Genomic DNA, 23,196 nt, shown 5'->3' with positions numbered 1-23,196 from the left:
GAGTTTCTTGTTTTTGTGGGAGGGGCGCGCGCCCCCCCCCCCCCCCTACCACCCCCCCCCCCCCCCCCCCCCCCCCCCCCCCCCGGGCCCGGTAGCGGGGACATCTCTAGGGCCTGTAGCGGGAGTGGTCGATGTGCCAGACGTAGGAGGACGCGATGGATTCCAGCGCCCCCGCGTGCACGGACAACGGGCCTTCCCCGGCGCTCAGTCGGGCGATCCGGGCGGCGGCCACGGCGGCTCGCTCCTCGCACATGCGCGAGGCCAGCCGGAACGCCTCGTCGAGGTCGCACCCGTGCTCCCGCATCAGCAGCGACGGCAGGTTGAGCGTGGTAGGTCCGTCGTGGGCCGTCTCCTTCGCGTACGAGGCCAGGTCGTTGATCCAGCCGGCCAGGTCGGCGACGGCCGTCCCGAGTTCCCGGACCGCCTCCGACGACCGGTCCCGTTCGGTCAGTTCGTAGCCGAGCGCGATCTCCGCGGTGACCATGAGGGTCCGTACGAAGACGGTGTGCGGCCGCATCGCCCGGTAGTCGGACAGGGTGATGGCGCCGGGGCGCCCGATGTGGTGCGCCTCCCAGAGGATGCCGAGCAGGTTGTCCCGCAGGTGCGCGGTCAGCCGCGCGTACTGGGCGGGGGTGGCCCGTCGCCCGAACCGGGCCAGGAGGTCGACCAGCGCGGCGCCGAACGCACCGGCGCCGTCCGGTGGCTCGTCGTGGCCGGCGAGGAGGCGGACGTGGTCGCTGACCGTGCGGACCAGGCGGGCCGGGTCGCGGGCTCCCTCGGCTTCGCCGTGCGCGTCGTCGAACGCGGTGAGCCACAGGAAGAGGTCGGCGCAGAGAGAGAGGTCGGCCGGATCGGCGGTGGGGAGGGTGCGGGCCATCCCCTGGCCGGTGATGTTGACCAGGGCGCCCAGTTTGCGCGGTGAGCCGATGAGCGGGTACGTCCCGAGCCACTCGGTGGCGTGCCGCTCGACGGCGTCGGCGTGGCTGCTGGCCGGGAACGGACCGGGGAAGGAGTCCCGCAGGTCGGGCATCGGCAGGGCGCGCGCCCCGGTGCGTGTCGTGTCGTTCACCGGGCCTTCTCCGCGACGGCGTGGTGCCTGAGTTCGGGGACCATGTGGAGCGACGAGGGGTGCGTGGTGATCGCGCCGACCGGGCGTACGGCGCCCGGTGTCGGCCGGAGCCGCCAGCGGGACGCGACCATCGCCGTGATGATGGTCGCCTCCGTCCAGGCGAACGCGTCCCCCATGCACATGCGTTTGCCGGAACCGAAGGGGATGAAGGCGCCCTTCGGGGGCTGGGGACGGTCCGGCAGCCAGCGGTCGGGGTCGAAGCGCAGCGGGTCGGGATAGAGGTGGGGGTCCCGGTGCAGCGCGTAGGCGCTCCAGATCACGTCGGTGCCGGCCGGCAGGCTGAACTCGCCCAGCCGCACGTCCGAGATGGCCTGCCGGGTGACGAGCCACGCGGGGCTGTAGAGCCGCAGGGTCTCGCTGACGAGTCTGCGGGTGAAGACGAGCCGGGGCACGCGGTCCGCGGTGATCGGGCCTTCCGCCAGGACGGGGTCGACCTCCTCGTGGAGCCGGCGTTCCAGGTCCGGGTTGCGGCCCAGTTCGTGGAAGAGCCAGGCCAGGACGACCGCGGTGGTCTCGGAGCCGGCGGCGAGCAGTCCGGTGACCTCCGAGAGGATCTCGTCGTCGGGCAGGGTCGCGCCGCTGTCGTCCGTGGTGGTCAGGAGCAGTGAGACGACGTCGTCGTACGCCTCGGGGTTCGCGCGGTGTTCCGCGATGATCCCGGCGACCGCGGTACGCAGCGCGCTGCCGGCGTCCCGCGCCCTGCGGTTGCCCCGGGTGGGCAGCCGTTCGAGGGCGGAGACGGGCAGCAGGGCGCGCTGGAGCGCGGTCCTGAAGACGGTGTCGACGCTGTTGAGGATCGTGTGGGCGGGTTCCCGCCGGGGCGCGGCGGAGAACAGGGCGGACATGACGACGCCCTGGGTCATCAGCTGCATCTCGGTCTTCATGTCGATCGGGGTTCCGCCGTCCCAGCCCGCGATGTACGGCCGCACGGTCTCGCGCATCGTGGTGACGTAACCGGCGATCTGCTCGCGGTGGAAGGCCGGCTGCATCATGCGGCGCCGGCGCAGATGGGGTTTGCCCTCCGCGACGGGCAGGGCGTCCTTGCCGAAGAGTTTGAGCTTCTCGAAGAGCAGCCCCTTGGTGAACTCGTCGGACTGGCCGGTGAGCATCTTGTGGATCAGCTCGGGCGAGTTGACCACCGTCATCGTCTTCGGGCCGACGGTGACGCGGACGGCGGGGCCGTGCGCGCGCAGGCTCTGGATGAAGGCGAGGCGGTCCTTGACCAGCGGTACGGCGTGCCCGATGAGCGGCAGCTTCCCGGGCGCGAGCGGCGGAAGATCTCTGCTGTTCGTCACGTGTCTGTCCTACCTCTGCGCGTAGGTGGATGTGGTGGTCCGGCCGCCGGACGGTCCCTGACGTGTGCGCAGCAGCTCCCGCACGGCGAGGACTTCGGCCTCGATCATGGCGCCGGGCGCGTACAGGGTCTTGTCGTGCCAGAGCGCGGGGTGCTGCCCGGAGCCGGCCCGCTCAGTCAGACGGGCCTCGGCGCGGTCCAGGGCGCGGGCGTGCTCCGGCCGCGGGTCGGGTGCCGCGAGCAGGATCCGCGCGGCGTACGCGGTCTCCTCGGTGGTGCCGCCCCAGATCCCCCAGGAGCCGTCGTCGCGCTGGGTGTCGACGGTCCAGGCGACCGCGGTCCCGACGGCGGCAGCCGCCCGCTCCCCGCCGTGGCGCGAGAGCGCGGCCACACACCGCGCGGTGGCGTAGTAGGGGGAGGCGTGCCATTTGTCGGGCCACGGTCCTTCGGGCCGCTGCTGTCCGACGAGCCAGTCGCTCAGCTTCTCCGCCCGGGGACCGTAGGTGTGCCGTGCCCCGGGGTGGTGGCGCAGATAGCCGCCGAGCGCCTGGAGGGCGTGCGCGTTCGCGGTCACCGATCCGGTGTCCTCGCCTATGTAGCAGTCGTAGTGGCTGCCGTTGTGGAACAGGTCGAGGGGCTCGGGGGTGTGGTCCAGGCCGACCAGTGAGGACACCAGCACGGCCATGGCGGTGTCGTCGGCGTCCGTCATGAGTCCGGGTGCGCCGCGCACCCCCCGGGGGTCGTAGAGGTCGGTGGCCCAGGCGCGGACGGTCGGCACAGCGGCGGCCGGCAGATGGACGCCGGCCAGCGCGGCGGCGACCCACAGACGCTCGAAGACGAGGATCGGAGCCGCCTCGGGGAACAGTCCCGAGTAGCGCTCCGCCACGGCGGTGAGGGCGGCGACGGCCCCGGCAGGGGGCTCCGGCGAGGCGGCGGCACGGGCGGCGGTGGCGGCCGGTGAACTGCCGAGCAGATCGGGACCGCCGGGTATCAGCGCCCCCGGTATGTGCCCGGCGACGCCTTCGAAGGTGTGGTGCAGCTTGACGGGGAGACTGCCCGCCCGGGCGTACCGCCTCGCCACGTACCCCGGCACGGCCTGGTCGTATCCCCCGGGCAGCGCGGGCGCGGGCCCCGGACGCCAGTCGCCGGCGGCCGGTGTCCGGGCGTCCGCGGCGAGGGTGAGCCGCTCGTGGATCCTCGCGACGAGGCTGGGGACGAGGATCTCGGCCGCGGCGGTGTCGGGCCACGGTCCCGCCGGGGGCAGCGCGCGCAGCGCGGCGAGGCCGCTGTCGACGGCGGCGGTGAGCCGGCGGGTCGTCCCCTCGGGGGTGCCGCCCCGGCTCAGCAGCGCCAGCGCGGCCTCCACGGCGCTGAGTGTGGGCAGCAGCCGGTAGCGCTCCGGCCCCTCGCCCCAACTCCCGTCGGGGGCCTGCTCGTCGAGCAGATACGCGATCCGGCGGGGCTCCCCGGGCAGCCAGGGGGCCGCCGAGATGACACGTGCCGTCTCGTACAGGGAGGGGCGGACGGTGCCCCACGGGTCCCGGTCGACGCTCGCCACCAGTCGGGCGGCCTGTTCGGGGTAGGTCGCGTTCGCGACCGTGTCGTTCACGGGTTCGTTCGACCTCACGGTGGCGGGGGCGGGGGACGGTCGGGCGGTCATGTCTGGCGCTCCGTGGCGGCGAGGGCGATCTCGCGCAACTGGTCGGTGGTCTCTTCCGGGAAGGGCGCCTCGTCCAGTGCGGCGAGGGCCTCGTCCCGGCGGGCGGCGATCTTCTCCTCCACGGTCTGCCGGGCGCCGGTGGAGTCGAGGACGGTTCTTATCTCGTCGGCCTGGCCCTCGTCGAGGTCGCTCCGGCCGACGAGGGCGCGCAGGGTCCTGCGCTCGGCGGCAGAGGCGCGCTGGACGGCCAGGGCCATCAGTACGGTCGCCTTGCCCTCGCGCAGATCGTCCAGTACCGGTTTGCCGGTCTCGGCGGGATCACCGAACACACCGAGCAGGTCGTCCCGCAGCTGAAACGCTTCTCCTAGCGGGATGCCGAACGCGGTGCAGGCGTCGAGCACGGCCGGCGGGGCTCCGGCCACCGCCGCCCCTATGTGCAGCGGGCGCTCCACGGTGTACTTGGCGGTCTTGTACCGGATGACGTGCAGTGCCGTCTCGACGTCGCCGGTCAGCCGGCCGGTGGTCTGGAGGTCCAGCAGCTGCCCGTACATGACCTCGCTGCGCATCTCGGCCACCAGCGGCAGCACCTGGGCGAGCCTGCTCGGGTCGAGGCCCGCCGTGTGGAGGAATTCGTCGGACCACACGAGGGCCAGGTCCCCGAGGAGGACGGCGGCGCCCAGCCCGTGCGCGGCGGCGCGCCCGCGGGGGCCGCCGTTGTCGGTGTACGCGGCGGCCAGCGCGCGGTGCGCGGACGGCCTGCCGCGGCGGACATCGCTGTCATCCATGACGTCGTCGTGCACCAGGGCGAAGACCTGGAAGAGTTCGAGGCTCGCGGCGGCCCGGATGGCGGCCGTCATCTCGCCGTCGCCGCCGGCGGCCCGCCACCCGTAGACGCACAGTACGGACCGCAGCCCCTTCCCGCCGGTGAGGAACGCGCGCAACGTGGAGGTCAGATAGAGCAGTTCGGTTCCGGGCGCGGCCTCGTCCTTGGCGTCGAGGAATCCGGTCAGGGCCGCGCTCACCTCGTGCCGTACGGACATCAGGTCCGGCGGACTGGTGGTGGAACGTGTGGTTGCCATCGGTGGTTGATCCCCTTTCGGTCAAGAACCGTCATGGTGGTTCCGTTCGGGCAGAGGACGCGGCCAGGACACCGCTCTCCCGCGGGTGTCACGGTGGTGCGGGTCTTTGGCCGACGGCACCACCGCGACACGGCATGGGCGGGAAGGGTCAGGAAGTGGTCACCGATTCACGGTCGCCCGCTGTCGAGGACGTCCCGGTGACTGGCTCCGGGTCGGCGGCGCTGCGGCTCCAGGGGGTGATGCCCCTGGCGTCGGGAGTCAGCGGGGTGAAGCGGGCGGGAAGCGACGTGAGCGTCCGGTGGACGGGTCCGTCACGGTAGGTCAACTGATCCGGTGCTACGGCCAGTTCGATGTCCGGCAGGTAGCTGGCGAGTCGTTCGATCGCCGCGGTCGCGATCAGCAGGGCGAGATCACGTGCCGGGCAGGCGTGCGGCCCGGCGGCGAACGCCAGGTGTGCCTTGGTGCCCGAGCGGTAGCCGTCGGCCGGGACCCCCGCGTGGGGGCAGGTGTTGGCGGCGGCGTACGAGACCATCACCGGGGAGTCGGCGGGGATGCGTGTGCCGTGGAAGGTGACGTCCTCCTTGGGGAAGTGGAAGCTGTAGTTGGCGAGCGGCGAATCGTGCCACAGCGCCTCGTCGATGGCGTGCTGGACGGGCAGGCTCCCGGTGGTGAGCGTGCCGAAGTAACGGTCGTCGCTCAGCATCCGGACGCAGGTGTTGGCGATGAGGTTGGCCGTCGGCTCGTTCCCCGCACCGAAGATGATGATGATCTGGTTCATCACCTCTTCCTGGTTCAGCCCGTTGGGGTGGTCGATGAACCAGGAGGTCAGGTCGTGGCCGCGCTTCTCGGCCTTGGCCTGATACAGGGTCTGAAGGTAGCCGCCGAACAACTGCGCGCCGGACGCCTTGCGTTCGGGATCGGTGTCCATCATGGCCGCGAGCGCCCCCACGAGCCGGGGGCCGTGTTCGTCCTCCATGCCGAACAGCGCGTTGAAGACCATCAACGGCAGCTGCTGGGCGTACTGGCTGACGAGGTCGACCGTCCCCGCGTCCGCGAAGTCCCGCAACAGCCGGTCGGCGAAACGGAACGTCAGGACCCGTACGTCGTTGGGGTCGAGGAGGGCGAAGCTGTCGGTGATCACCTTGCGCAGGTGCGCGTGCTCCTCACCGTCGGCGAAGAAGAGGCTGGGCCGCCACTCCACCATGGGCCGGATCGGGCTGCTCTCCGGGACCTGCGGCAGCCACTTGCGGGTGTCCTTGGACCAGGTCTCGGTGTCCTGGAGCAGCCCGAGCGCCGCCTGGTAGTCGGTGACCAGGTGGACGAGGACGCCGGGTGAGATCTCGGCGACGCCGACCGGCCCCTGCCTGCGCAGCAGTTCGTAGCTGCGCTGGGGATCGGCCGCGTGTTCGGGCCCGTGCAGGGGCACGGCTGTGGCGTCCGGTGGTGTGATACTCACGAGGCTCCGACTCCGGCCGAGGATATGGAATGGGCGGTCAGTGCGATGAGTGCGCTGAGACTGCTGTTCATCTCGCGGGCATCACAGGTGACGAGTGGGGTGTCCGGGGCGAGGTCCAGCTTCTTGCGAACGATCTCCAGGTCATATTCAGGCGAGTCAGGGAAGGTATTGACTGCCACGGCGTACGGCAAACCGCGCTCCTCGATAAGATCCATCACTTCGAAGGACTCGTCGAGGCGCCGGGTGTCCACCAGGACGAGCGCGCCGAGGGCGCCGAAGGCGATCCCCTCCCAGAGGGGAAGGAACCTGCGCTGGCCCGGAGTTCCGTACAGGTACAGGACGATCCGGTCGCCCGGCAGGGTCATCCGGCCGAAGTCGATGGCCACCGTGGTGGTCTTCTTGTCCCGCAGGCCGACGAGGCTGACGTCGTCGGCGTCGGCCGCCGCGTCCGTCATGACTTCGTCGGTGTGCAGCGTGGGAATCTGCGAAAGCGTCTTGATCGCTGTCGTCTTGCCGACGCCGAGGGGACCCGCGACAAGGATCTTGACCCTCTGGTGCTCCCCCTCGGGGAGGTACACGGGACGCGGGCTAGGCGACACGGAGGGATTGGAGTCCACTCAGCACCTCTTCCATGAGTTGCAACGACGGCCGTCCGGCGCGCGAGGGGGCGAGAGCTTCCGGTATCGGCACACTGGCGTTTAACAGGCCGTCACTGACGAGCTGTTCGGCGAGCATCAGACCGACGCTGGCCGGCAGGGCGAGATACGCGGCTATCTCGACGGCGGTGAGGGAGCCGTCCGTCACCAGCTCGACCACCCGGCGGTGCACCGTCGTGTGGTACGAGGAGAACGGATGGCCGCTGGCCCGCAGAGCCGTCAGCGTGTCGAGGGTGGTGGGCAACGGCGCGGCGGCGCCACCTCCGGTCGCCAGATACGCCGGGAGCAGCCGCCGTTGATGCTGGCCGCGGCTCATGACGCGCCGTCATGGGTGCGTGCCGAGACAGACATGTGCTGCTCCCCCAGCTTCTTCGCCTGACGCGCCATCATGTGGACGACCACACCCATGTGCATGGAATCGTCGCCCGCGGCGGCTATCAGCGTGTTGGCGCCGGCCGGCATGACCATGTAAGTGCCCTCGGCCACCTTCACCGTGACGGTCTCGATGGGGGTGTCCGCCGCGGCCCCCAGCGCCGGGATCACGGCCGCGCGGGAGGCGGCGTGCAGCGCGGAGGTCATCGCGGCCACTCCGTCCGCGTCGTCGGCCGAGAGGTTCTCGGACCTGGCCTGGACCATCCCGTCGAGGGTCATCAGCAGCGCGTGGCGGACACCTGGGATCTCGGTGATGGGGGCCAGGTACCAGGTCTCGTTTTCGCCGTGGGGCATGGTCACTGCGTTTCCTCCAAATCAGTACCGGTTCGGCCGCTGTCAAGGCCGTCCTGGAACTCGCTCCAGGCTTTGAGGGACCGCTCCGGATCCGGGGCGCGGTACGCGGGGGCGGCGAGCCCCGCGCCGGGGGCCGTGGGGCCGCGGCGGCGGCGCTGCGGCAGACCGTCCGCGCTGTCGGGCACGGGGGTGCGCGACTTGTCGTCGCCCGCCGGGGTCTCGGGGACCGAGGAGGGACGCCTCTCCGCCTTCGGCGCGACGGCCGCCTGGGGAGCCATGGCAGAAGGGGGCTCGGCTTCCTCGTCGATCGAGGCGAGCAGGTTCGGGGGAATGGTCACCACAGCGCGCACCCCGCCATAGGGAGACGAATGGTCGATGGAGACATGAAAGCCGTAGTCGGCGACGAGACGGCCGATGGCGGCGAACCCCTGGGACGGCGGGTCGCCGAGCTCGGTGAGCATGACGTCGTGCGTGTCGGCCGAGACCAGGCGCGCACCGCGGGCGGCCGCCTCGGCGGTCATCCCCTTGCCCGCGTCGTCGACCGTGATGCAGACGTTGCCGTTTCCGCTCTGGATCAGACCGACGTCCACCGCGAGGTCGTCGCGGGAGTGCTCCAGGGCGTTGGCCATCAGCTCCGCGCAGGCCACGGCGACGGGCTCGGCGGCGCGGCCGACGATGCCGACGTTGGAGCCGATCCGCGAGTTGATCTTGATGCGGTCGAAGCCGCGGAGACGGGAGGAGGCGCCGGTGACGATCTCGGCGACGTAGGTGTCCTTGCGGACGTGCCCCGGCCACGCGCCGCACACGATGGCGGTGCGCTGGATGAGCCGCAGGTTCTGCTCGTTGAGGTGGTCGGCGGCGAGCATCCGGTGTGTCAGATGCCGTGAGCCCGTGAACTCCCTCTGAAGGGCGTCGAGTTCCGACTGGAGCCGGTACGACAGGGCCTGCGAGTCCTGGCTCGCGCCGCGCAGGGCCGCCCTGGCTGCGGCGTCGACGCGACGGCGCTCCTTCAGGACCATCTCCGAGACCCGGGTGAGGACGGAGTCGAGGAGTTCGGCGTCCTCGGGCCCGGCCTCCCCGACGTTCAGCAGCCCGGGTACGGGGTGGTGAGAGCTGATCAGGTGGAGCGGGACGGCCGGAAGCCGGGTGGAGACGAGGTGGGTCACCTCGGCGCGGAACCGGTCCTCACGGGCCTCGGCGTCCCGCGTACGGGATTCGGCGAAGCGCGTGCGGGTTTCGGCTTCCCGCGTTCGGGATTCGGCGTTCTTCAGCGCCGCGTCCATTTCTCTGCACCGTCGCGTCTGTTTGCGGCGGGAGAGCGCCAGCAGCAGTGCGACGACGGCCATGACCACGGTCACGGCGCCGAGCGCAAGGGCGGGTTCGGAGGGAGAGATCACGGAAAAGGGGTCCTAGGGGTTCGAGGGTCACAGGCGGGTGCACCCGGTGGACTTCCGCCATCAAGTGCTGCCGCATCCAGGTGAAGGATCATGCCAAAGCTTTGCCAGTTTAGGGGAGTTGGCCTCCTGCCCACAGCGCGAATGGAGAGGCCGTGATGATCTTGGGGGAAGAAATAGGGCCAGGTGGGGAGCAACCGCTGCACCACCGGCCGAACTCATTCCGTTTCGCCGTCCGGGGACGCCCTGCGGGCTTCCGCTTACGGCGGAGGCCGGGCGGGACTCCGGGGACACGCCCTGCGGGCGGCAGGGGCCCCAGGGGCGTGTGAGGCTGGAGACATGACCGAATTCAGCGAGGCCGAGCGCGCGTACCTCTCCTCCCAGCGGCTGGGCCGGCTGGCCACCGTCGACCCGAAGGGCCAGCCGCAGGCCAACCCGGTGGGGTTCTTCCCCCAGGCGGACGGCACGATCCTGGTCGGCGGGTACGCGCTGGGCACCACCAAGAAGTGGCGGAACCTGCGGTCCAACCCCCGGGTGGCACTGGTGGTGGACGACATCGTCAGCCTCAAGCCGTGGAAGGTGCGGGGTGTGGACATCCGGGGCGAGGCCGAACTGCTGACCGGTCCGCACGAGTTGGGGCCGCACTTCAGTGAAGAACTGATCCGGATCCATCCACGGAAGATTCACAGTTGGGGGCTGGAGGAGACCGGCTGACCGCGGCGGCCGGGCGGGGCCATCCGGCGCCGGACCTGCCGGGCGCTCAGCCGGGCCACCCGGCCGGCCCGGCGACGCCCTCGCGGTCCGCGCCCCCGTCGCCGATCAGGCGCACGGCGCGGCCGGCGGCGTCGGCCCGTGGGTTCCACTCCGCCGATCCGGGCACGGCGTCGGGACGGCACCGGCGGCAGGCACGGAAGCCGTGGCCCTGGGCCGCGGCCGCGGTGGCGTAGAAGCGGACGTCCTCGCGCTTCGGGGTGACGGCGGGACAGCTCGGCCGGCAGTAGATGCCGGTGGTCTCGACGGCGAAGAAGAACGCGCCGTGGAACCGGGCGTCGCGGCCGGCCACCGCGTCGCACCTGGCCTCCTCGCCCCTCCCCCGAGTGCCGCCCCCGGGCACCGCACTCGCGGGATTCGGACATGGAGGCGGAGGGGCCGGGCCTCCCGCTCGAAGCCCGGCCCGGACACCCCGGGGGCGCGCCTACCGGATGCGCCCCCGCTTGGCCTCCATCGCCGCACGGCCCTCCGCGCCCTTGAGCCGCCAGTCGCGGCGGATCTCGGCCCGCAGCCGGGCGTCGGTCTTGGCGACGATGCGCTGGTTCTCCCGCAGCAGCTTGCGGTAGCTCTCCAGCCGGCGTTCGGAGAGCGTGCCGTCCTCCAGCGCGGCGAGCACGGCACAGCCCGGCTCCCTGCCGTGGGCGCAGTCGTGGAACCTGCACTCCTCGGCCAGTTCCTCGATCTCGGCGAAGACCTGGCCCACGCCCTGCCCGGCGTCCCACAGCCCGACACCCCGGAGCCCGGGTGTGTCGATGAGGACGCCGCCGCCGGGCAGCACGAGGAGATTGCGGGTGGTCGTGGTGTGCCGGCCCTTGCCGTCCACCTCACGGATCGCCCGGACCTCCATGACGTCCTCGCCGAGCAGGGCGTTGGCCAGGGTCGACTTGCCCGCGCCCGAGACGCCGAGCAGCACGCTCGTGCTCCCGGAGACGACGGCGGAGAGCACGTCGACGCCCTCCCCCGTCGCCGCGCTCACGGGGAGGACCTGGACGCCGGGCGCCGCGGTCTCGACGTCGTCGACGAGGTACGACAGTCCGGTCGGGTCCGGTACGAGGTCGGCCTTGGTGAGCACGACGAGCGGCTGCGCGCCGCTCTCCCAGGCCAGGGCCAGGAACCGCTCGATGCGCCCGAGGTCGAGTTCGACGGCGAGCGGGACGGCGATGATCGCGTGGTCGACGTTGGCCGCGAGGATCTGCCCCTCGGAGCGCTTGGACGAGGTGGAGCGTACGAAGGCGGTACGGCGCGGCAGCAGCGTCCGCACGTACCGCGGATCGCCGCCGGGGTCGACGGCGACCCAGTCGCCGGTGCACACGACCTTCAGCGGGTCGCGCGGCACGACGAACTCGGTGTCGGCCCGTACCGTGCCGCCGGGCGTGACGACGTCGCACTGCCCCCGGTCGACGCGCACGACGCGGCCCGGCAGCAGACCCTGCGCGGCGTAGGGGGTGAAATTCGCTTCCCAGCCCTCGTCCCAGCCGTACGGGGCGAGCGGATGCGAAGCGGATGACGCCTCGGAGGAGGCGGCGGAGAGAGACAACGGGAAACCCTTCACAAGGGCGGTCCCGGCACGCGCGCCGGTGGGGCGCGGAAGAGGTGGAGGTCAGCCGGGGACCACGGAGGTGACATGAACGATCAGCTGATTGCGGGCAGGGCCCGGCACAGGGACGGTCATCGGTACACACCTCCTGGAACACACACGGCGGACGGGACCCGGTCGGTCCGTCGGGAACACGAGGGAATGTAGCCGCTCGCGCGCCGGGCGCGCCACCGATTTGACGCGTCACCGCCGGCCGTACGCGCGGCCCGGCCCACACATACCTCCCCCCGGTATGTTCGACAGGAGGCGTTCCGACTTGACTCCATACCCCTGGAGGGTATGTTCAGAGGTGTCGGCCGCCGCTGCGGAGTGGCCCCTCACGGAGGAGACCCCGATGAACACGGGACTCAGGATCACCGCCTTCGCCGCCGCGATCGCCGCGACGTTCGGCACCGCGTACGGAGTCGGCGCGAGCATCGACCCGGCCGTGGCCGAGAAGGCGCCCGCGGCGCACGACGAGCACGCGCAGAGCGGGACGGACACGGGCGGCGAAGGGGACGGCGCCGCGAGCGCGGCGGGCGGCCTGGAGATCTCCGAGGGCGGCTACACGCTGGCGCTCGACACACCGCGCGTGGCGGCCGGGAGGCCGGCCACCCTGCGCTTCTCCGTCGAGGACGACAGCGGACGCCCTCTCACCTCGTACCGGCGGGAGCACGGCAAGGAGCTGCACTTCATCGTCGCGTCAAGGGATCTGACGGTCTACCGGCACCTGCATCCGACCCGCGCGGCGGACGGCACCTGGACCGTCGGCACCGAACTGCCCGAGGCCGGCGGCTACCGGGCCTTCGCCGACTTCACGCCCGGCGGGAAGGGCGCGACCGGCATCACGCTCGGCGCCGACCTGGCCGTCTCCGGCACGGCCGAGCCCGCCGGGCTGCCGCCCGTGCGCGCCACCGCCGAGGTCGACGGCTACCGGGTCACCCTCGACGGCGCCCTCACCCCCGGCAGGGCGCGCGAACTGAAGCTGACCGTCAGCAGGGACGGGAAGCCCGTCACCGATCTCCAGCCCTACCTCGGGGCGTACGGGCACCTGGTCGCCCTGCGCGCCGGAGACCTCGCCTATCTGCACGTCCACCCGAACGGCGAGCCGGGCGACGGGGCCACCGAGCCCGGCCCGGAGGTGTCCTTCACCGCCACGGCGCCCAGCGCGGGCGACTACCGGCTCTTCCTCGACTTCCAGCACCGGGGGAAGGTCCGCACGGCCGCCTTCACGGTCGACGTACCGGCCGCGGGGGCGGACACCGGTACCGGTACGGGTACCGGCCCCGGGGAGAAGGAGTCCCCGGAGCCCCGTGCGAACGAGGAGGACCCGGGTCACGGACACTGAGGTCCCGGGTGGTCGGGGCGGCGGGCCGCCCGGCGGGGCAGGCGGGGCGGCCGTGGTCTGATGGACGCGTGGGCCGTGACGTGGAAGAGACCAACCGCCGCATGCTCCGGGTGCGGGACGCGATGGACCGTGACTTCGCGCGCCCGCTGGACGTCCCGGCGCTGGCCCGGATCGCCCATGTGTCGCAGGCGCACTTCACCCGGACCTTCCGGGCCACGTTCGGCGAGACGCCGCACCGGTACCTGCAACGGCGCCGGGTCGAGCGGGCGATGTTCCTGCTGCGGGAGACCGACCGCAGCGTGACGGACATCTGCTACGAGGTCGGCTTCGGCAGTCCCGCGACCTTCAGCCGCACGTTCCACGAGATCGTCGGCCGGCCGCCGAGGACCTACCGCCAGGAGGCGCCGCGCCCGGTCGGCGCCGTACCGACGTGCTTCACGAAGGCGTGGACACGGCCGAGGAGCTGACCGCCCACCCGCCCTCCCCCGTGCGGGCGCCACGCGCCGGACTGAGCAGTTCTGGACAAGTTTTCGTCCGGCGTCCCCCGTAACGTGAAACGCATGTTCACCGCGATCACACACTCACAGATCTACGTCCTGGACCAGGACGCGGCGCTCGACTTCTACGTCGGCACACTCGGCCTTGAGGTCCACACCGACGCCGACCTCGGTTTCATGCGCTGGCTGACCGTCAACGTCCCCGGCCACCCGGACCGGCAGATCCTGCTGGAGAGGCCCGGCCCCCCGGCACTGTCCGAGGAGACGGCAACGGAGGTCCGCGAACTGCTGACCAAGGGCGCGACGGGCGGCACGCTCATCTTCAGCACGGATGACTGCCGGGGGACCTACGAGACGCTGCGGGCCCGCGGCGTCGAGTTCACGGACGAGCCCACCGAGCGGCCCTACGGCATCGACTGCGGGCTGCGCGACCCCTTCGGCAACCACATCCGCTTCACCCAGCCGAAGTCGTAGCCGGGCCCGTCCCGCCCGCCTGTCCCGCCCGCCGTCGTCGTCCGCCCCGCAGCCGGGTGCCGAAGGGGCCCGGGACGGCGGCAGGATGGACGCATGACTGGCAGCGACGCGACTTCCGCGCATCCGAACGCCGGGGCCCCCGCGGCCCCGGCCCCCTTCACCGCAGACGACTACCGCGCGCGCATGGACCGCGCCGTGCGGGACGCCACCGCCGCCGGGCTGGCCGGTGTGCTGGTGGCACCCGGCCCCGACATGGTCTGGCTCACCGGTTACCGGCCGCCCGCCGACACCGAGCGGCTGACGCTGCTGGTGCTCACCCCCGACGCCGGTCCCGTCCTGGTCGTGCCCAAGCTGGAGGCCCCCGACGCGGAGAAGGCGGTCGGCGCGCCCGCGCTGACCCTGCGCGACTGGACCGACGGAGTCGACCCGTACGGCGTGACCGCCCCCTCGCTCGCCGCCGGCGGGCGCTACGGCATCAGCGACAACACCTGGGCCCTGCATCTCATCGGTCTCCAGGAGGCCCTGCCCGCCACCTCCTACACCCCGTTGACGAACGCGCTGCCGATGCTGCGCGCCGTCAAGGACGCCCGCGAGGTGGAGCGCCTCGCGCTGGCGGGCGCCGCGGCCGACGCCGCCTACGAGGAGATCAAGCGGGTGCCCTTCGCCGGTCGCAGGGAGACCGATGTCGCCGCGGACCTGGCCGGACTGCTGCGCGCGTCCGGCCACTCCCAGGTCGACTTCACCGTCGTCGGCTCCGGCCCCAACGGCGCCAACCCCCACCACGAGGCCGGTGAACGGGTCATCGGCGAGGGGGACATGGTCGTGCTCGACTTCGGCGGGCTGTGCCGGGGCTACGGCTCCGACACCTCCCGCACCGTGCATGTCGGCGAGCCCACCCAGGAGGAGCGGCGCGTCCACGACCTGGTGCGCGCCGCGCAGCGGGCCGCCTGCGACGCGGTGCGTCCCGGCATCGCCTGCCAGGAGGTGGACCGGGTGGCCCGCGCGGTGATCGAGGAGGGCGGGTACGGGGAGTACTTCATCCACCGCACCGGCCACGGCATCGGCGTCACCACCCACGAACCGCCCTACATGGTCGAGGGCGAGGAGCTGCCTCTCGTCCCCGGCATGTGCTTCTCGGTGGAGCCCGGCGTCTATCTGCCGGGACGGTTCGGGGTGCGCATCGAGGACATCGTGACGGTCACCGAGACCGGCGGCCGTCGGCTCAACACCACCGACCGGGGTCTGGCCGTCGTCGGCTGACGTCGCCGCCGACTGAATTGTCCGGCCGTTTTCACGATCGAAGTCCGCAATGGCGCCCTTCGCGCACCGCACTCGAAGTGACGCTACGATCACGGTATGTTCGCGGCCTTCGAGATTTCCGACCCGCGACGGGCCCGCAGCGAATTGGCGGGCCCGTCGCGGGCGTTCTGGCTGGCCGTACTTCTACTGGCACTGCTCTATACGCACGGCGTGAACGGGCACAACGCCGCGACCCACGCTTCGCCGGTCACCGCGGTGACCGCGACGGCGTCCACCGAGTTCGGTAATCACGACACCGCGCCCTGTCACCACGACGGGGACGAGGCGGAGCACGGGTCGGAGAGCTGTGCTTCCGGTCAGCCCCAGTACCGCGCCGACCTGCCCGCTCCCGGCGACACACCTTCGCGCGTCGGGGAATTGACGCGAATTCACTCCTCCGTGTCCATGTCGACGGCCGGCACTCTGCCGACGCCGGGCACCGAACGGAGAGATCCGGGCATTCTTCGGGTGTAGAACGCCCTTCCGGATCAACCACCCCCTTTTCGAACGCGCGATTTCCCGCGGAGTCACCGCACTCACGAAAGCGCGTTTTTCGAACACACGATGTGCGAACGGGCCGCTTTCCGTATCCGACTTGGTCTACGAACGGTCCGGTCGCTTTCCGCGCGCCCTTTCCACCGCGGTCGCATTCACCCGCACGTGTGAATGCGCGTGCGCCGCGACGGGCTTCCGCGTTCCCGTACTCCGAACGAAAGCGAACCCATGCGCCACCAGTCCCCCACCACCCCGCCCCGCGCCGTCGCCCCGGCCCCGGGCGCCACGGTCCCGGCGACCGTTCCGGCCGCCGTCCACAGCCCCTCCGGCCTGGTGGGCAACACCCCGCTCCTGCGGGTCCACGAGCCCTTCGCCCCGGCGGGGCGCGGCTTCTGGGCCAAGCTGGAGGGCTTCAACCCCGGCGGCATCAAGGACCGCCCCGGACTCCATATGGTCGAACGCGCCCGCGCCCGGGGCGAGTTGGCGCCCGGCGGCCGGATCATCGAGTCGACCAGCGGCACCCTGGGGCTGGGGCTCGCCCTCGCGGGCATGGTCCACGGCCACCCCGTCACCCTGGTCACCGACCCCGGCCTCGAACCGCCGATGACCCGGCTGCTGACCGCCTACGGGGCCGGCGTCGACATCGTCCCGGAGCCGCATCCCACCGGCGGCTGGCAGCGGGCCCGCCGCGAACGCGTGGCCCGGCTGCTGGAGCGGCACCCCGGTTCCTGGTGCCCGGACCAGTACGACAACCCCGACAACACCGCCGCGTACCTCCCGCTGGCCCTCGAACTCGCCTCCCAGCTCGGGCACATCGACGTTCTGGTGTGCAGCGTCGGCACCGGCGGCCACTCCGCCGGGATCTCGCGCGTGCTGCGCCAGCTCTACCCGGAGCTGCGGGTGGTGGGAGTGGACTCGATCGGGTCGACGATCTTCGGGCAGCCGGCCAGGCCCCGGCTGATGCGCGGTCTCGGATCGAGCGTCCACCCGCGCAACGTCGCCTACGGGACCTTCCACGAGGTGCACTGGGTGGCGCCCGCCGAAGCGGTGTGGACCTGCCGCCAACTGGCCGCGTCCCACTACGCGACCGGCGGCTGGAGCGTCGGCGCCGTCGCCCTGGTGGCCGGCTGGCTGGCCAGGAGCGGTTCCCCGGACCGCCGGATCGCCGCCGTCTTCCCGGACGGTCCGCAACGCTACCTCGGCACGGTGTACGACGACGACTACTGCGCCGCGCACGGGCTCCTGGGCCCGGCGCCCGCGGCCGAACCGGAGGTGGTGGGGCGTCCCGACGAGAAGGAGGTCAGCCGCTGGACCCGGTGCTCCGAGGTCACCGACCCGCTGGCCGTGGGCCCCGTCGACCGGGCGACCCGGGCCCAGCCGGCCGGCCGGGCCGTCAACTGCCCGAAGGAGGAGGCCCGGTGAGGGACGTGATCCGGCGGACGCGTTCCTACGAGCGCGGCGTCCAGTTGCTGATGGTCAATCAGTTCACCATCAATCTGGGCTTCTTCATGCTGATGCCGTATCTGGCCGCCCATCTGTCGGGCACCCTCGGGCTGGCCGGCTGGCTGGTCGGATTCGTGCTGGGGGTACGGAACTTCAGCCAGCAGGGGATGTTTCTGGTCGGCGGGACTCTGGCCGACCGGTACGGCTGCAAGCCGCTCATCGTCGCCGGGTGCGTCCTGCGCACGGTGGGCTTCGCGGCACTCGGTCTGGTGGACTCGCTCCCCGCGCTCCTCGCCGCCTCGGCGGCCACCGGTTTCGCGGGCGCCCTGTTCAACCCGGCGGTGCGGGCCTGTCTCGCCGCGGACGCCGGGGAGCGGCGGGTCGAGGCGTTCGCGCTGTTCAACGTCTACTACCAGGCCGGCGTCCTGCTCGGCCCGCTGGTGGGCATGGTGCTGACCGGGGTCGGCTTCAGGCTCACCTGCCTCACGTCGGCGGGGATCTTCGCGCTGCTGAGCGCCGTACAGATCCGGTCGCTCCCGGCGCGGGGCGGGCCCGGCGGCAAGGACCCCGGCAGGAACCCCGGTACGGACGGCGGCGGACACGGCGGGCGCGTGAGCGTGCCCGCCCAGTGGCGTTCGGTGCTGGCCAACCGGTCGTTCCTGCTCTTCTCGGCGGCGATGATCGGCTCGTACGTACTGACTTTCCAGGTCTATCTGGCGCTTCCGCTGGAGGTACGGCGGGTGGGCGGCGACGGGGAGTCCGGCACGGCGGCCGTGGCACTGCTGTTCGCCGTCTCCGGACTCGCCACCGTCCTGTGCCAGACACGGGTGACCGCCTGGTGCGGGGCGCGTATGGAGCCGGGGCGCGCGCTCACCCGGGGAGTCGCGGTGATGGGCGGGGCGTTCCTGCCGCTCCTCGCGGCCACCGCGATCCCCCTGCCGGACGACGGGCCCGCCCGCTGGGCCCTGGCGGCCGTTCCGCCGGCGCTCGCCGCGCTGCTGCTCGCGCTGGGCACGATGATCGCGTACCCCTTCGAGATGGACACCATCGTCCGGCTCTCCGGTGACCGTCTCGTCGCCACCCACTACGGGCTCTACAACACCGTCTGCGGCATCGGCATCACCCTGGGGAACCTCCTCACGGGCACGGCACTCGACGCGGCCCGCGAGGCCGGGGTCTCCGCGCTCCCCTGGCTCACGCTGTGCGCGCTCGGGGCCGCCTGTGCGGCGGCCCTCGCCGGACTGCACCGCACCGGCCGGCTCTCGGCGCCCGCCACGCCCGGCGACGGGACGCCCGGAGCGGCGGCGGCGCCCGCGCCGGCGACGGGCTGAACCGGGCCGGTGTGCCGGGGCACCGGGACCGGACAACGGCCGCGGTGCCCCGGCCGGTTCAGCAGTTCGGTACGCCCGGCAGCCAGGACTCCACCACGTCGATGAAGATGTTGGAGATGTAGCCACCGTAGGACGGCAGATACGACCAGCCGTCATTGGTGATGCCGTCCACGGTGATCCGCTGGCCGTGGACCTGGCACTTGACGTTGACCGTGGTGGGGCCCGCCAGACGCGCCACCTCGGGCGAGGCGGTGGTCGCCTGCTGACGTATGCGGACGTCCGTGCCCCACGTCGGGAAGGACTTGCCCGTCTGGTCGCCGGTCCACAGGTAGGTGACGGTCACCCAGCCGTTGTCGTTCAGACCGACGTTGTAGAAGGTGCCGTCGGCGAGGTCGATACCGGCCGGGTTGAGAACGGTACGGCCGGAGCCGTCCTTCCCCCCGTTGTAGCCGGTCTCGTAGGCGGCCTGCGCCTCGGGCATGCCCTGGGCGAGGTCCTTGAACATCTCGCGCGTCGGGGACGGGTTCCAGTAGTCGTCCTTGGTGTTCCACGGCCCCACGTCCCAGACGGGCGCGGTCTCGCAGCGGGCGGGGCCGCAGACCTGTACGGAGTACTGGTTGCTGCCGTTGGGCGACAGACCGCGCCGCGAGGGCAGCGCGACGAAGTGGTCGTTGGGCTGGATGATGTGGCCGTTGGCGGTCGTGCCGCCGACGAGACCCTCACGGGTGGCGAAGACCCGGGCGGTGAAGGCGGTCGCGCCCGCCGAGGTACGGGGCGCGGCGCCCTTCTCGGCGGTCAGCCGAAGACCGCGGACGCGCGCCTCTCCCCCGGCGTCCCAGAGGGTGATCCTGGCCTGAACGGTGGTGACCGCGCGGGGCAGGACGGCCACGTCCCCGTCCGCCGCCTCCCCCGAGGCGCCTGCCGCGCCCGCCGGTACCCACTCGGTCCAGGCGCCCTGTGCCGAGCGGCCCCGCACGTCGACGAGCACCTCGGCGCCTGCGCCGCCGGGCAGTTCGGCGGCGAGTTCGGCGCTCACCCGGTCGACCGGGGCGCCGAGCGTCTCAGGGGCGAGCACCTGGGTGCCGTAGCCCCGGCCGGTCTCCGCCGACGCCGGACGGAAGGCGGTGTCCCGTACGCTCAACGCGCCTTTCGCGTAGCGCACGTTGACGTCGTCCGGGGTGACCCGTGACAGATCCGCCGACCAGGAGGTCGGCGTGCCCTCTACGCGCGTGGATTTCTGGCCGTCGGCGGCCCCGGCGGGCGGCGTGGCGACCGCCACGCCCACGCAGGCGAGCAGGGACAGGGCCGCGGCGGCCCGCCGCCGGTAGGGGGATCTCGCTCGGTCGTTCATGCCGGTCTCCTCCTGTGGGGGATGGAACCCGGCACACGCTAGTGAGGGTGTCATGTAACCAACAAGGGCCCAGAAGTGGAGAGATCTCCATACCCGGAAGGGGTCTGAACCATCATCAGATGCCCGCCGGTCACCGCGTCCGTCAGGTGTGGGTGCGTACGGGGTCACGGCCGTGGCGGTGGCCGCGGGTGCGGGCGGGGTGGGTGTGGTCATGGGCCCGGCCGTGGGAGTGGTGGGTCAGCGCCGCGTGCGGGTCGGCCCCGAAGGGGGAGGCGGCGGGATCGGCGTGGACGAGCGCGGCGGTCAGTCTCGGCACGGCGTGCAGCAGTACGTGCTCCGCCTCGACGGCGACATGGTGTGCCTGACGTACCGTCAGTTCACCGTCCACCACGACAGCGACCTCCGCGCGCAGCCGGTGTCCGATCCAGCGCAGCCGCAACTCGCCCACCCCACGCACCCCTTCGACGTCCAGCAGCGCCGCCTCGGCGGCGTCCACCAGCGCCGGGTCGACGGCGTCCATGACCCGGCGGAACACCTCGCGGGCCGCGTCGCGCAGGACGAACACGATCGCGGCCGTGATGAGGAGACCGACGACCGGGTCGGCGAGCGGCCAGCCGATGGCGGCGCCACCCGCGCCGAGCAGGACGGCGAGCGAGGTGAATCCGTCGGTACGGGCGTGCAGCCCGTCCGCGACCAGGGCGGCCGAGCCGATCTCACGGCCCACCCGGACGCGGTAGCGGGCGACCCACTCGTTGCCGAGGAAGCCGACGACGGCCGCCGCCGCGACGGCGGGCAGATAGCCGATCGGCCGCGGGTCGAGCAGCCGGTCGACGGCGGTCCACGCGGCGAGGACCGCCGAGGCGGCGATGGTCAGCACGATGACGATGCCGGCGACGTCCTCCGCCCTCCCGTACCCGTAGGTGAACCGGCGGGTGGCCGCGCGCCGCCCCAGGAGGAACGCGACGGCGAGGGGCAGCGCGGTGAGGGCGTCGGCGGCGTTGTGGACGGTGTCGCCCAGCAGCGCGACCGAGCCGGACAGGACGACGACCACGACCTGCGCGAGGGCCGTCGCGCCGAGCACGGCCAGCGAGACCCACAGCGCGCGCATGCCCTTCGCCGACGATTCGAGGGCGTTGTCGATCTTGTCGGCCGTCTCGTGGGAGTGAGGCGTGAGGAGATGGCCGGCTCGGTGGCGCAGCCGGGCGAGACGTCCCGGGCGTCCACTTCCGTGGCTGTGAGCGTCGTCGTGGTCGTGGTCGTGCCCGTGCCCGTGGCCGTGTTCGTGGCCGTGTTCGTGGCCGGGCGCGGCACGACCTTCGTGCTGGTGTCCGTGCGGGTCGTTCATGGGGATGACCTTCCGGCGCGCGGGCGGAGTGGGGCCGTGCGGGACGCGGCTGGACAGCGCCGTACCTCGTTGGCCATTATGTGCATATGAACGCACGCATGCAACTATCATCTGCGCATGATGCGCACCCGCCCATCCCCGGCGAGGAACAGTTCACGCTCGCCGCCGAGGTCTTCGCCGTGCTCGCCGACCGCACACGGCTGGTCCTGCTGCACGAGCTGTCGCGCGGCGAGGCGGACGTGTCCACACTGACCGAGGCGTGCGGCGCGGCCCGGCCCGCCGTCAGCCAGCATCTCGCCAAGCTCCGGCTCGCCGGTCTCGTCGTCACGCGCAAGGAGGGCCGCCGGGTCGTCTACAGCCTCCGTGACGGGCATCTGCGGCGCGTGATCGACGAGGCGCTGAGCCTGGCCGACCACCAGCTCGACGGCCGGCCCTCGCACGACTGAGCACCTGCCGGGCCTCCCGGCCGTACAACCGTCCGGTGTCCGCGGGTGTCTTCCGTTCCACACCCGGTTCGCCGCACGGTGCACACGGTCCTCGGAGGGGCAGATGAGAGCTACGTCAACGGCGCGGGCGCCACGGCGGTCCATGGCGGCCGCGGTGGTCGCAGCCGCGGCCTGCTGGTCGCTGACGGCCGCCCACGGCGGGCCCGCCGCCGCCGAACAGGCCGTTTCAGGACCGGAGTTGGTGTTCGAGCAGGGCGAGCCGGTCGACGGTGTACGGCCCGGGGACCGGGTCGGCGTGCCGTTCGCGGTGAAGAACGAGGGGGACGCGCCCGCCACCCGCGTGGTGCTCTACCTCACGGGATCGCAGGGGCTGGCCTACGACACGGAGTACTCCAACTGCGTGTACGAGGACGCGCCCGCCCAGGACGAGGGTCCGGCGCGGGTGAACGCGGAGTGCGACATCGAGCAGACCCTGGAGCCCGGGGTCGTCTACGAGCCCGCCGAGCCCGTCGGCCTCGATGTCCTGGACCGGGCCCTGTACGAGCGCCTCGGCGTCAACATCCTCGCGGGGGTGGGCACCCTCCCCGAGGGGGCGCGGCACGGCGGTGGCGCGGACCCGGTGCTGCGGCTGGTCCCGCGGACGGCGCCGGAGGCGCCGGGCACCGTCCACGGAAGCGAACTGGCCACCGACATCACCGCCGAGAACACGGCGGACTTCGCGCTGACCGGTGCGACGGTGAAGGGCGAACCGGGCCGCACGGTCGACGCGGAGGTCACCTTCGCCAACAAGGGGCCGGCCTGGGCGAGGAACGACGTCTACGGGCCGATCGGGGTCTTCGACGTCGGCGTCCCGGAGGGGACGACGGTCACGGAGGTCCCGGAGTTCTGCGAACCGGCGGGGGCGGCGACATACCGCTGCACGACGCCGTACGGCTACGCGGACGAGGACAGCGAGCGCGCGTACGTCTTCGGGCTGCGGATCGACAAGGTCGTCGCGAACGCCACGGGCGCGGTGGCGTTCGTCGCGGGCGATCACCACTGGGGGACGCTGCCCTTCGACGGGAACCGCGCCAACAACAAGGCCGAGATCGTCGTGAACCCGTCGGACGGCGGGCCGACCACGGGCGGAGCGAGTGGCGGGACGGACGGCGGGGCGGGGTCGTCCGGCGGTACGGGCGCCACGGGCGGTACCGGCACCCAGCTCGGCGAGCTGGCCGAGACGGGGAGCGGGGGCACACTCCTGGCCGGCGGCGCCGCCGTGGCCCTGCTGGCGGCCGGGGGTGCGGCCGTCGGGGTGCGGCGCCGTACGTCCTGACCGGCCTGGGGGGGGGGGGGGGGGGGGGGGGGGGGGGGGGGGGGGGGGGGGGGGGGGGGGGGGGGGGGGAGGGGGGGGGGGAGGGGGGGGGGGGAGGGTGGGGGATAACGA

General features: G+C 72.4%; 22 protein-coding genes and 1 pseudogene. 10 read left to right on the top strand and 13 right to left on the bottom strand.

What is annotated here, in order from left to right:
• Window positions 1-106: 106 nt before the first annotated feature.
• From ACZ61E_RS02835 to ACZ61E_RS02795, 9 genes are all read right to left on the bottom strand, one after another.
• The gene (locus ACZ61E_RS02835) at window positions 107-1,069 is read right to left on the bottom strand and encodes a terpene synthase family protein (RefSeq protein ID WP_469697002.1); all 963 of its coding nucleotides are present in this window, start codon (window positions 1,067-1,069) and stop codon (window positions 107-109) included.
• Window positions 1,066-2,424, bottom strand: a complete 1,359-nt coding sequence (locus ACZ61E_RS02830; RefSeq protein ID WP_469697000.1) for a cytochrome P450 — start codon at window positions 2,422-2,424, stop codon at window positions 1,066-1,068. The genes ACZ61E_RS02835 and ACZ61E_RS02830 overlap by 4 nt, the downstream gene beginning before the upstream one ends.
• A 9-nt stretch (window positions 2,425-2,433) precedes the next feature.
• Entirely contained in the window at window positions 2,434-4,083 is a 1,650-nt protein-coding gene (locus tag ACZ61E_RS02825) for a prenyltransferase/squalene oxidase repeat-containing protein (protein ID WP_469696998.1), read from the bottom strand.
• Window positions 4,080-5,162, bottom strand: coding sequence for a polyprenyl synthetase family protein (locus ACZ61E_RS02820; RefSeq protein ID WP_469696996.1), 1,083 nt, complete (start codon window positions 5,160-5,162; stop codon window positions 4,080-4,082). The genes ACZ61E_RS02825 and ACZ61E_RS02820 overlap by 4 nt, the downstream gene beginning before the upstream one ends.
• Window positions 5,163-5,310: 148 nt before the next feature.
• A complete protein-coding gene (locus ACZ61E_RS02815) occupies window positions 5,311-6,618 on the bottom strand; it encodes a cytochrome P450 family protein (RefSeq protein WP_469696994.1) in 1,308 nt (435 codons plus the stop codon).
• Window positions 6,615-7,196 (bottom strand): GTP-binding protein, encoded by a 582-nt coding sequence (locus ACZ61E_RS02810; protein WP_469696992.1) that lies wholly within the window; start codon window positions 7,194-7,196, stop codon window positions 6,615-6,617. The genes ACZ61E_RS02815 and ACZ61E_RS02810 overlap by 4 nt, the downstream gene beginning before the upstream one ends.
• Before the next feature lie 10 nt (window positions 7,197-7,206).
• Complete coding sequence (locus ACZ61E_RS02805; protein ID WP_469696990.1) at window positions 7,207-7,590, bottom strand: DUF742 domain-containing protein; 384 nt, start codon at window positions 7,588-7,590, stop codon at window positions 7,207-7,209.
• Entirely contained in the window at window positions 7,587-8,000 is a 414-nt protein-coding gene (locus tag ACZ61E_RS02800; RefSeq protein ID WP_383833980.1) for a roadblock/LC7 domain-containing protein, read from the bottom strand. The genes ACZ61E_RS02805 and ACZ61E_RS02800 overlap by 4 nt, the downstream gene beginning before the upstream one ends.
• Window positions 8,001-8,002: 2 nt before the next feature.
• Window positions 8,003-9,397: an ATP-binding protein gene (locus ACZ61E_RS02795; protein WP_469696988.1), complete on the bottom strand. Its 1,395-nt coding sequence runs from the start codon at window positions 9,395-9,397 to the stop codon at window positions 8,003-8,005.
• Between the two features lie 336 nt (window positions 9,398-9,733).
• On the opposite strand from ACZ61E_RS02795, the gene ACZ61E_RS02790 reads away from it, so the two are divergent.
• The gene (locus ACZ61E_RS02790) at window positions 9,734-10,108 is read left to right on the top strand and encodes a PPOX class F420-dependent oxidoreductase (RefSeq protein WP_469696986.1); all 375 of its coding nucleotides are present in this window, start codon (window positions 9,734-9,736) and stop codon (window positions 10,106-10,108) included.
• Between the two features lie 20 nt (window positions 10,109-10,128).
• Here the strand turns inward: ACZ61E_RS02790 and ACZ61E_RS02785 are convergent.
• Window positions 10,129-10,508: pseudogene (locus ACZ61E_RS02785) on the bottom strand (Ada metal-binding domain-containing protein); the annotation flags it as partial.
• A gap of 81 nt (window positions 10,509-10,589) precedes the next feature.
• Entirely contained in the window at window positions 10,590-11,702 is a 1,113-nt protein-coding gene (gene rsgA / locus ACZ61E_RS02780) for a ribosome small subunit-dependent GTPase A (protein ID WP_469696984.1), read from the bottom strand.
• 394 nt (window positions 11,703-12,096) lie between these two features.
• Between rsgA and ACZ61E_RS02775 the strand changes: the two genes are divergently transcribed.
• The 7 genes from ACZ61E_RS02775 (at window position 12,097) to ACZ61E_RS02745 (ending at window position 18,628) form a co-directional block, all read left to right on the top strand.
• Window positions 12,097-13,089 carry a hypothetical protein gene (locus ACZ61E_RS02775; RefSeq protein WP_469696983.1) on the top strand — a complete coding sequence of 331 codons (993 nt, stop codon included), beginning with the start codon at window positions 12,097-12,099 and terminating at the stop codon, window positions 13,087-13,089.
• A gap of 68 nt (window positions 13,090-13,157) precedes the next feature.
• Window positions 13,158-13,556, top strand: a complete 399-nt coding sequence (locus ACZ61E_RS02770; RefSeq protein WP_469696981.1) for a helix-turn-helix domain-containing protein — start codon at window positions 13,158-13,160, stop codon at window positions 13,554-13,556.
• A 93-nt stretch (window positions 13,557-13,649) separates the two neighbouring features.
• Window positions 13,650-14,060, top strand: coding sequence for a VOC family protein (locus tag ACZ61E_RS02765; protein WP_469696980.1), 411 nt, complete (start codon window positions 13,650-13,652; stop codon window positions 14,058-14,060).
• Window positions 14,061-14,153: 93 nt separating this feature from the next.
• Window positions 14,154-15,320: an aminopeptidase P family protein gene (locus ACZ61E_RS02760; protein ID WP_469696979.1), complete on the top strand. Its 1,167-nt coding sequence runs from the start codon at window positions 14,154-14,156 to the stop codon at window positions 15,318-15,320.
• 96 nt (window positions 15,321-15,416) lie between these two features.
• Window positions 15,417-15,833, top strand: a complete 417-nt coding sequence (locus ACZ61E_RS02755; RefSeq protein ID WP_469696977.1) for a hypothetical protein — start codon at window positions 15,417-15,419, stop codon at window positions 15,831-15,833.
• A 249-nt stretch (window positions 15,834-16,082) separates the two neighbouring features.
• Complete coding sequence (locus ACZ61E_RS02750) at window positions 16,083-17,276, top strand: PLP-dependent cysteine synthase family protein (protein WP_469696975.1); 1,194 nt, start codon at window positions 16,083-16,085, stop codon at window positions 17,274-17,276.
• On the top strand, window positions 17,273-18,628 hold the full coding sequence (locus ACZ61E_RS02745; RefSeq protein ID WP_469696973.1) for an MFS transporter: 1,356 nt from the start codon (window positions 17,273-17,275) through the stop codon (window positions 18,626-18,628). The genes ACZ61E_RS02750 and ACZ61E_RS02745 overlap by 4 nt, the downstream gene beginning before the upstream one ends.
• Before the next feature lie 58 nt (window positions 18,629-18,686).
• On the opposite strand, the gene ACZ61E_RS02740 is transcribed toward ACZ61E_RS02745, so the two are convergent.
• On the bottom strand, window positions 18,687-19,979 hold the full coding sequence (locus ACZ61E_RS02740; protein WP_469696971.1) for a hypothetical protein: 1,293 nt from the start codon (window positions 19,977-19,979) through the stop codon (window positions 18,687-18,689).
• 142 nt (window positions 19,980-20,121) lie between these two features.
• On the bottom strand, window positions 20,122-21,324 hold the full coding sequence (locus ACZ61E_RS02735; protein WP_469696969.1) for a cation diffusion facilitator family transporter: 1,203 nt from the start codon (window positions 21,322-21,324) through the stop codon (window positions 20,122-20,124).
• Between the two features lie 86 nt (window positions 21,325-21,410).
• Between ACZ61E_RS02735 and ACZ61E_RS02730 the strand changes: the two genes are divergently transcribed.
• Window positions 21,411-21,770: an ArsR/SmtB family transcription factor gene (locus ACZ61E_RS02730; RefSeq protein ID WP_469696968.1), complete on the top strand. Its 360-nt coding sequence runs from the start codon at window positions 21,411-21,413 to the stop codon at window positions 21,768-21,770.
• Between the two features lie 103 nt (window positions 21,771-21,873).
• On the top strand, window positions 21,874-23,085 hold the full coding sequence (locus ACZ61E_RS02725; RefSeq protein WP_469696966.1) for a COG1361 family protein: 1,212 nt from the start codon (window positions 21,874-21,876) through the stop codon (window positions 23,083-23,085).
• Window positions 23,086-23,196: the final 111 nt, after the last annotated feature.

It is taken from the genome of Streptomyces sp. NPDC104581, from assembly GCF_055583685.1.
Note: the sequence above shows the minus strand (reverse complement) of the source record. Positions and strands in the feature narration are given on the sequence as shown.

Bases quoted from the DNA above. Each gene is read 5' to 3' on its own strand.
- ACZ61E_RS02825 (WP_469696998.1), bottom strand. From the start codon at position 4,083: ATGACCGCCCGACCGTCCCCCGCCCCCGCCACCGTGAGGTCGAACGAA.
- ACZ61E_RS02820 (WP_469696996.1), bottom strand. From the start codon at position 5,162: ATGGCAACCACACGTTCCACCACCAGTCCGCCGGACCTGATGTCCGTA.
- ACZ61E_RS02805 (WP_469696990.1), bottom strand. From the start codon at position 7,590: ATGAGCCGCGGCCAGCATCAACGGCGGCTGCTCCCGGCGTATCTGGCG.
- ACZ61E_RS02800 (WP_383833980.1), bottom strand. From the start codon at position 8,000: ATGCCCCACGGCGAAAACGAGACCTGGTACCTGGCCCCCATCACCGAG.
- ACZ61E_RS02790 (WP_469696986.1), top strand. From the start codon at position 9,734: ATGACCGAATTCAGCGAGGCCGAGCGCGCGTACCTCTCCTCCCAGCGG.
- ACZ61E_RS02775 (WP_469696983.1), top strand. From the start codon at position 12,097: ATGAACACGGGACTCAGGATCACCGCCTTCGCCGCCGCGATCGCCGCG.
- ACZ61E_RS02765 (WP_469696980.1), top strand. From the start codon at position 13,650: ATGTTCACCGCGATCACACACTCACAGATCTACGTCCTGGACCAGGAC.
- ACZ61E_RS02760 (WP_469696979.1), top strand. From the start codon at position 14,154: ATGACTGGCAGCGACGCGACTTCCGCGCATCCGAACGCCGGGGCCCCC.
- ACZ61E_RS02755 (WP_469696977.1), top strand. From the start codon at position 15,417: ATGTTCGCGGCCTTCGAGATTTCCGACCCGCGACGGGCCCGCAGCGAA.
- ACZ61E_RS02750 (WP_469696975.1), top strand. From the start codon at position 16,083: ATGCGCCACCAGTCCCCCACCACCCCGCCCCGCGCCGTCGCCCCGGCC.
- ACZ61E_RS02740 (WP_469696971.1), bottom strand. From the start codon at position 19,979: ATGAACGACCGAGCGAGATCCCCCTACCGGCGGCGGGCCGCCGCGGCC.
- ACZ61E_RS02735 (WP_469696969.1), bottom strand. From the start codon at position 21,324: ATGAACGACCCGCACGGACACCAGCACGAAGGTCGTGCCGCGCCCGGC.
- ACZ61E_RS02730 (WP_469696968.1), top strand. From the start codon at position 21,411: ATGAACGCACGCATGCAACTATCATCTGCGCATGATGCGCACCCGCCC.
- ACZ61E_RS02725 (WP_469696966.1), top strand. From the start codon at position 21,874: ATGAGAGCTACGTCAACGGCGCGGGCGCCACGGCGGTCCATGGCGGCC.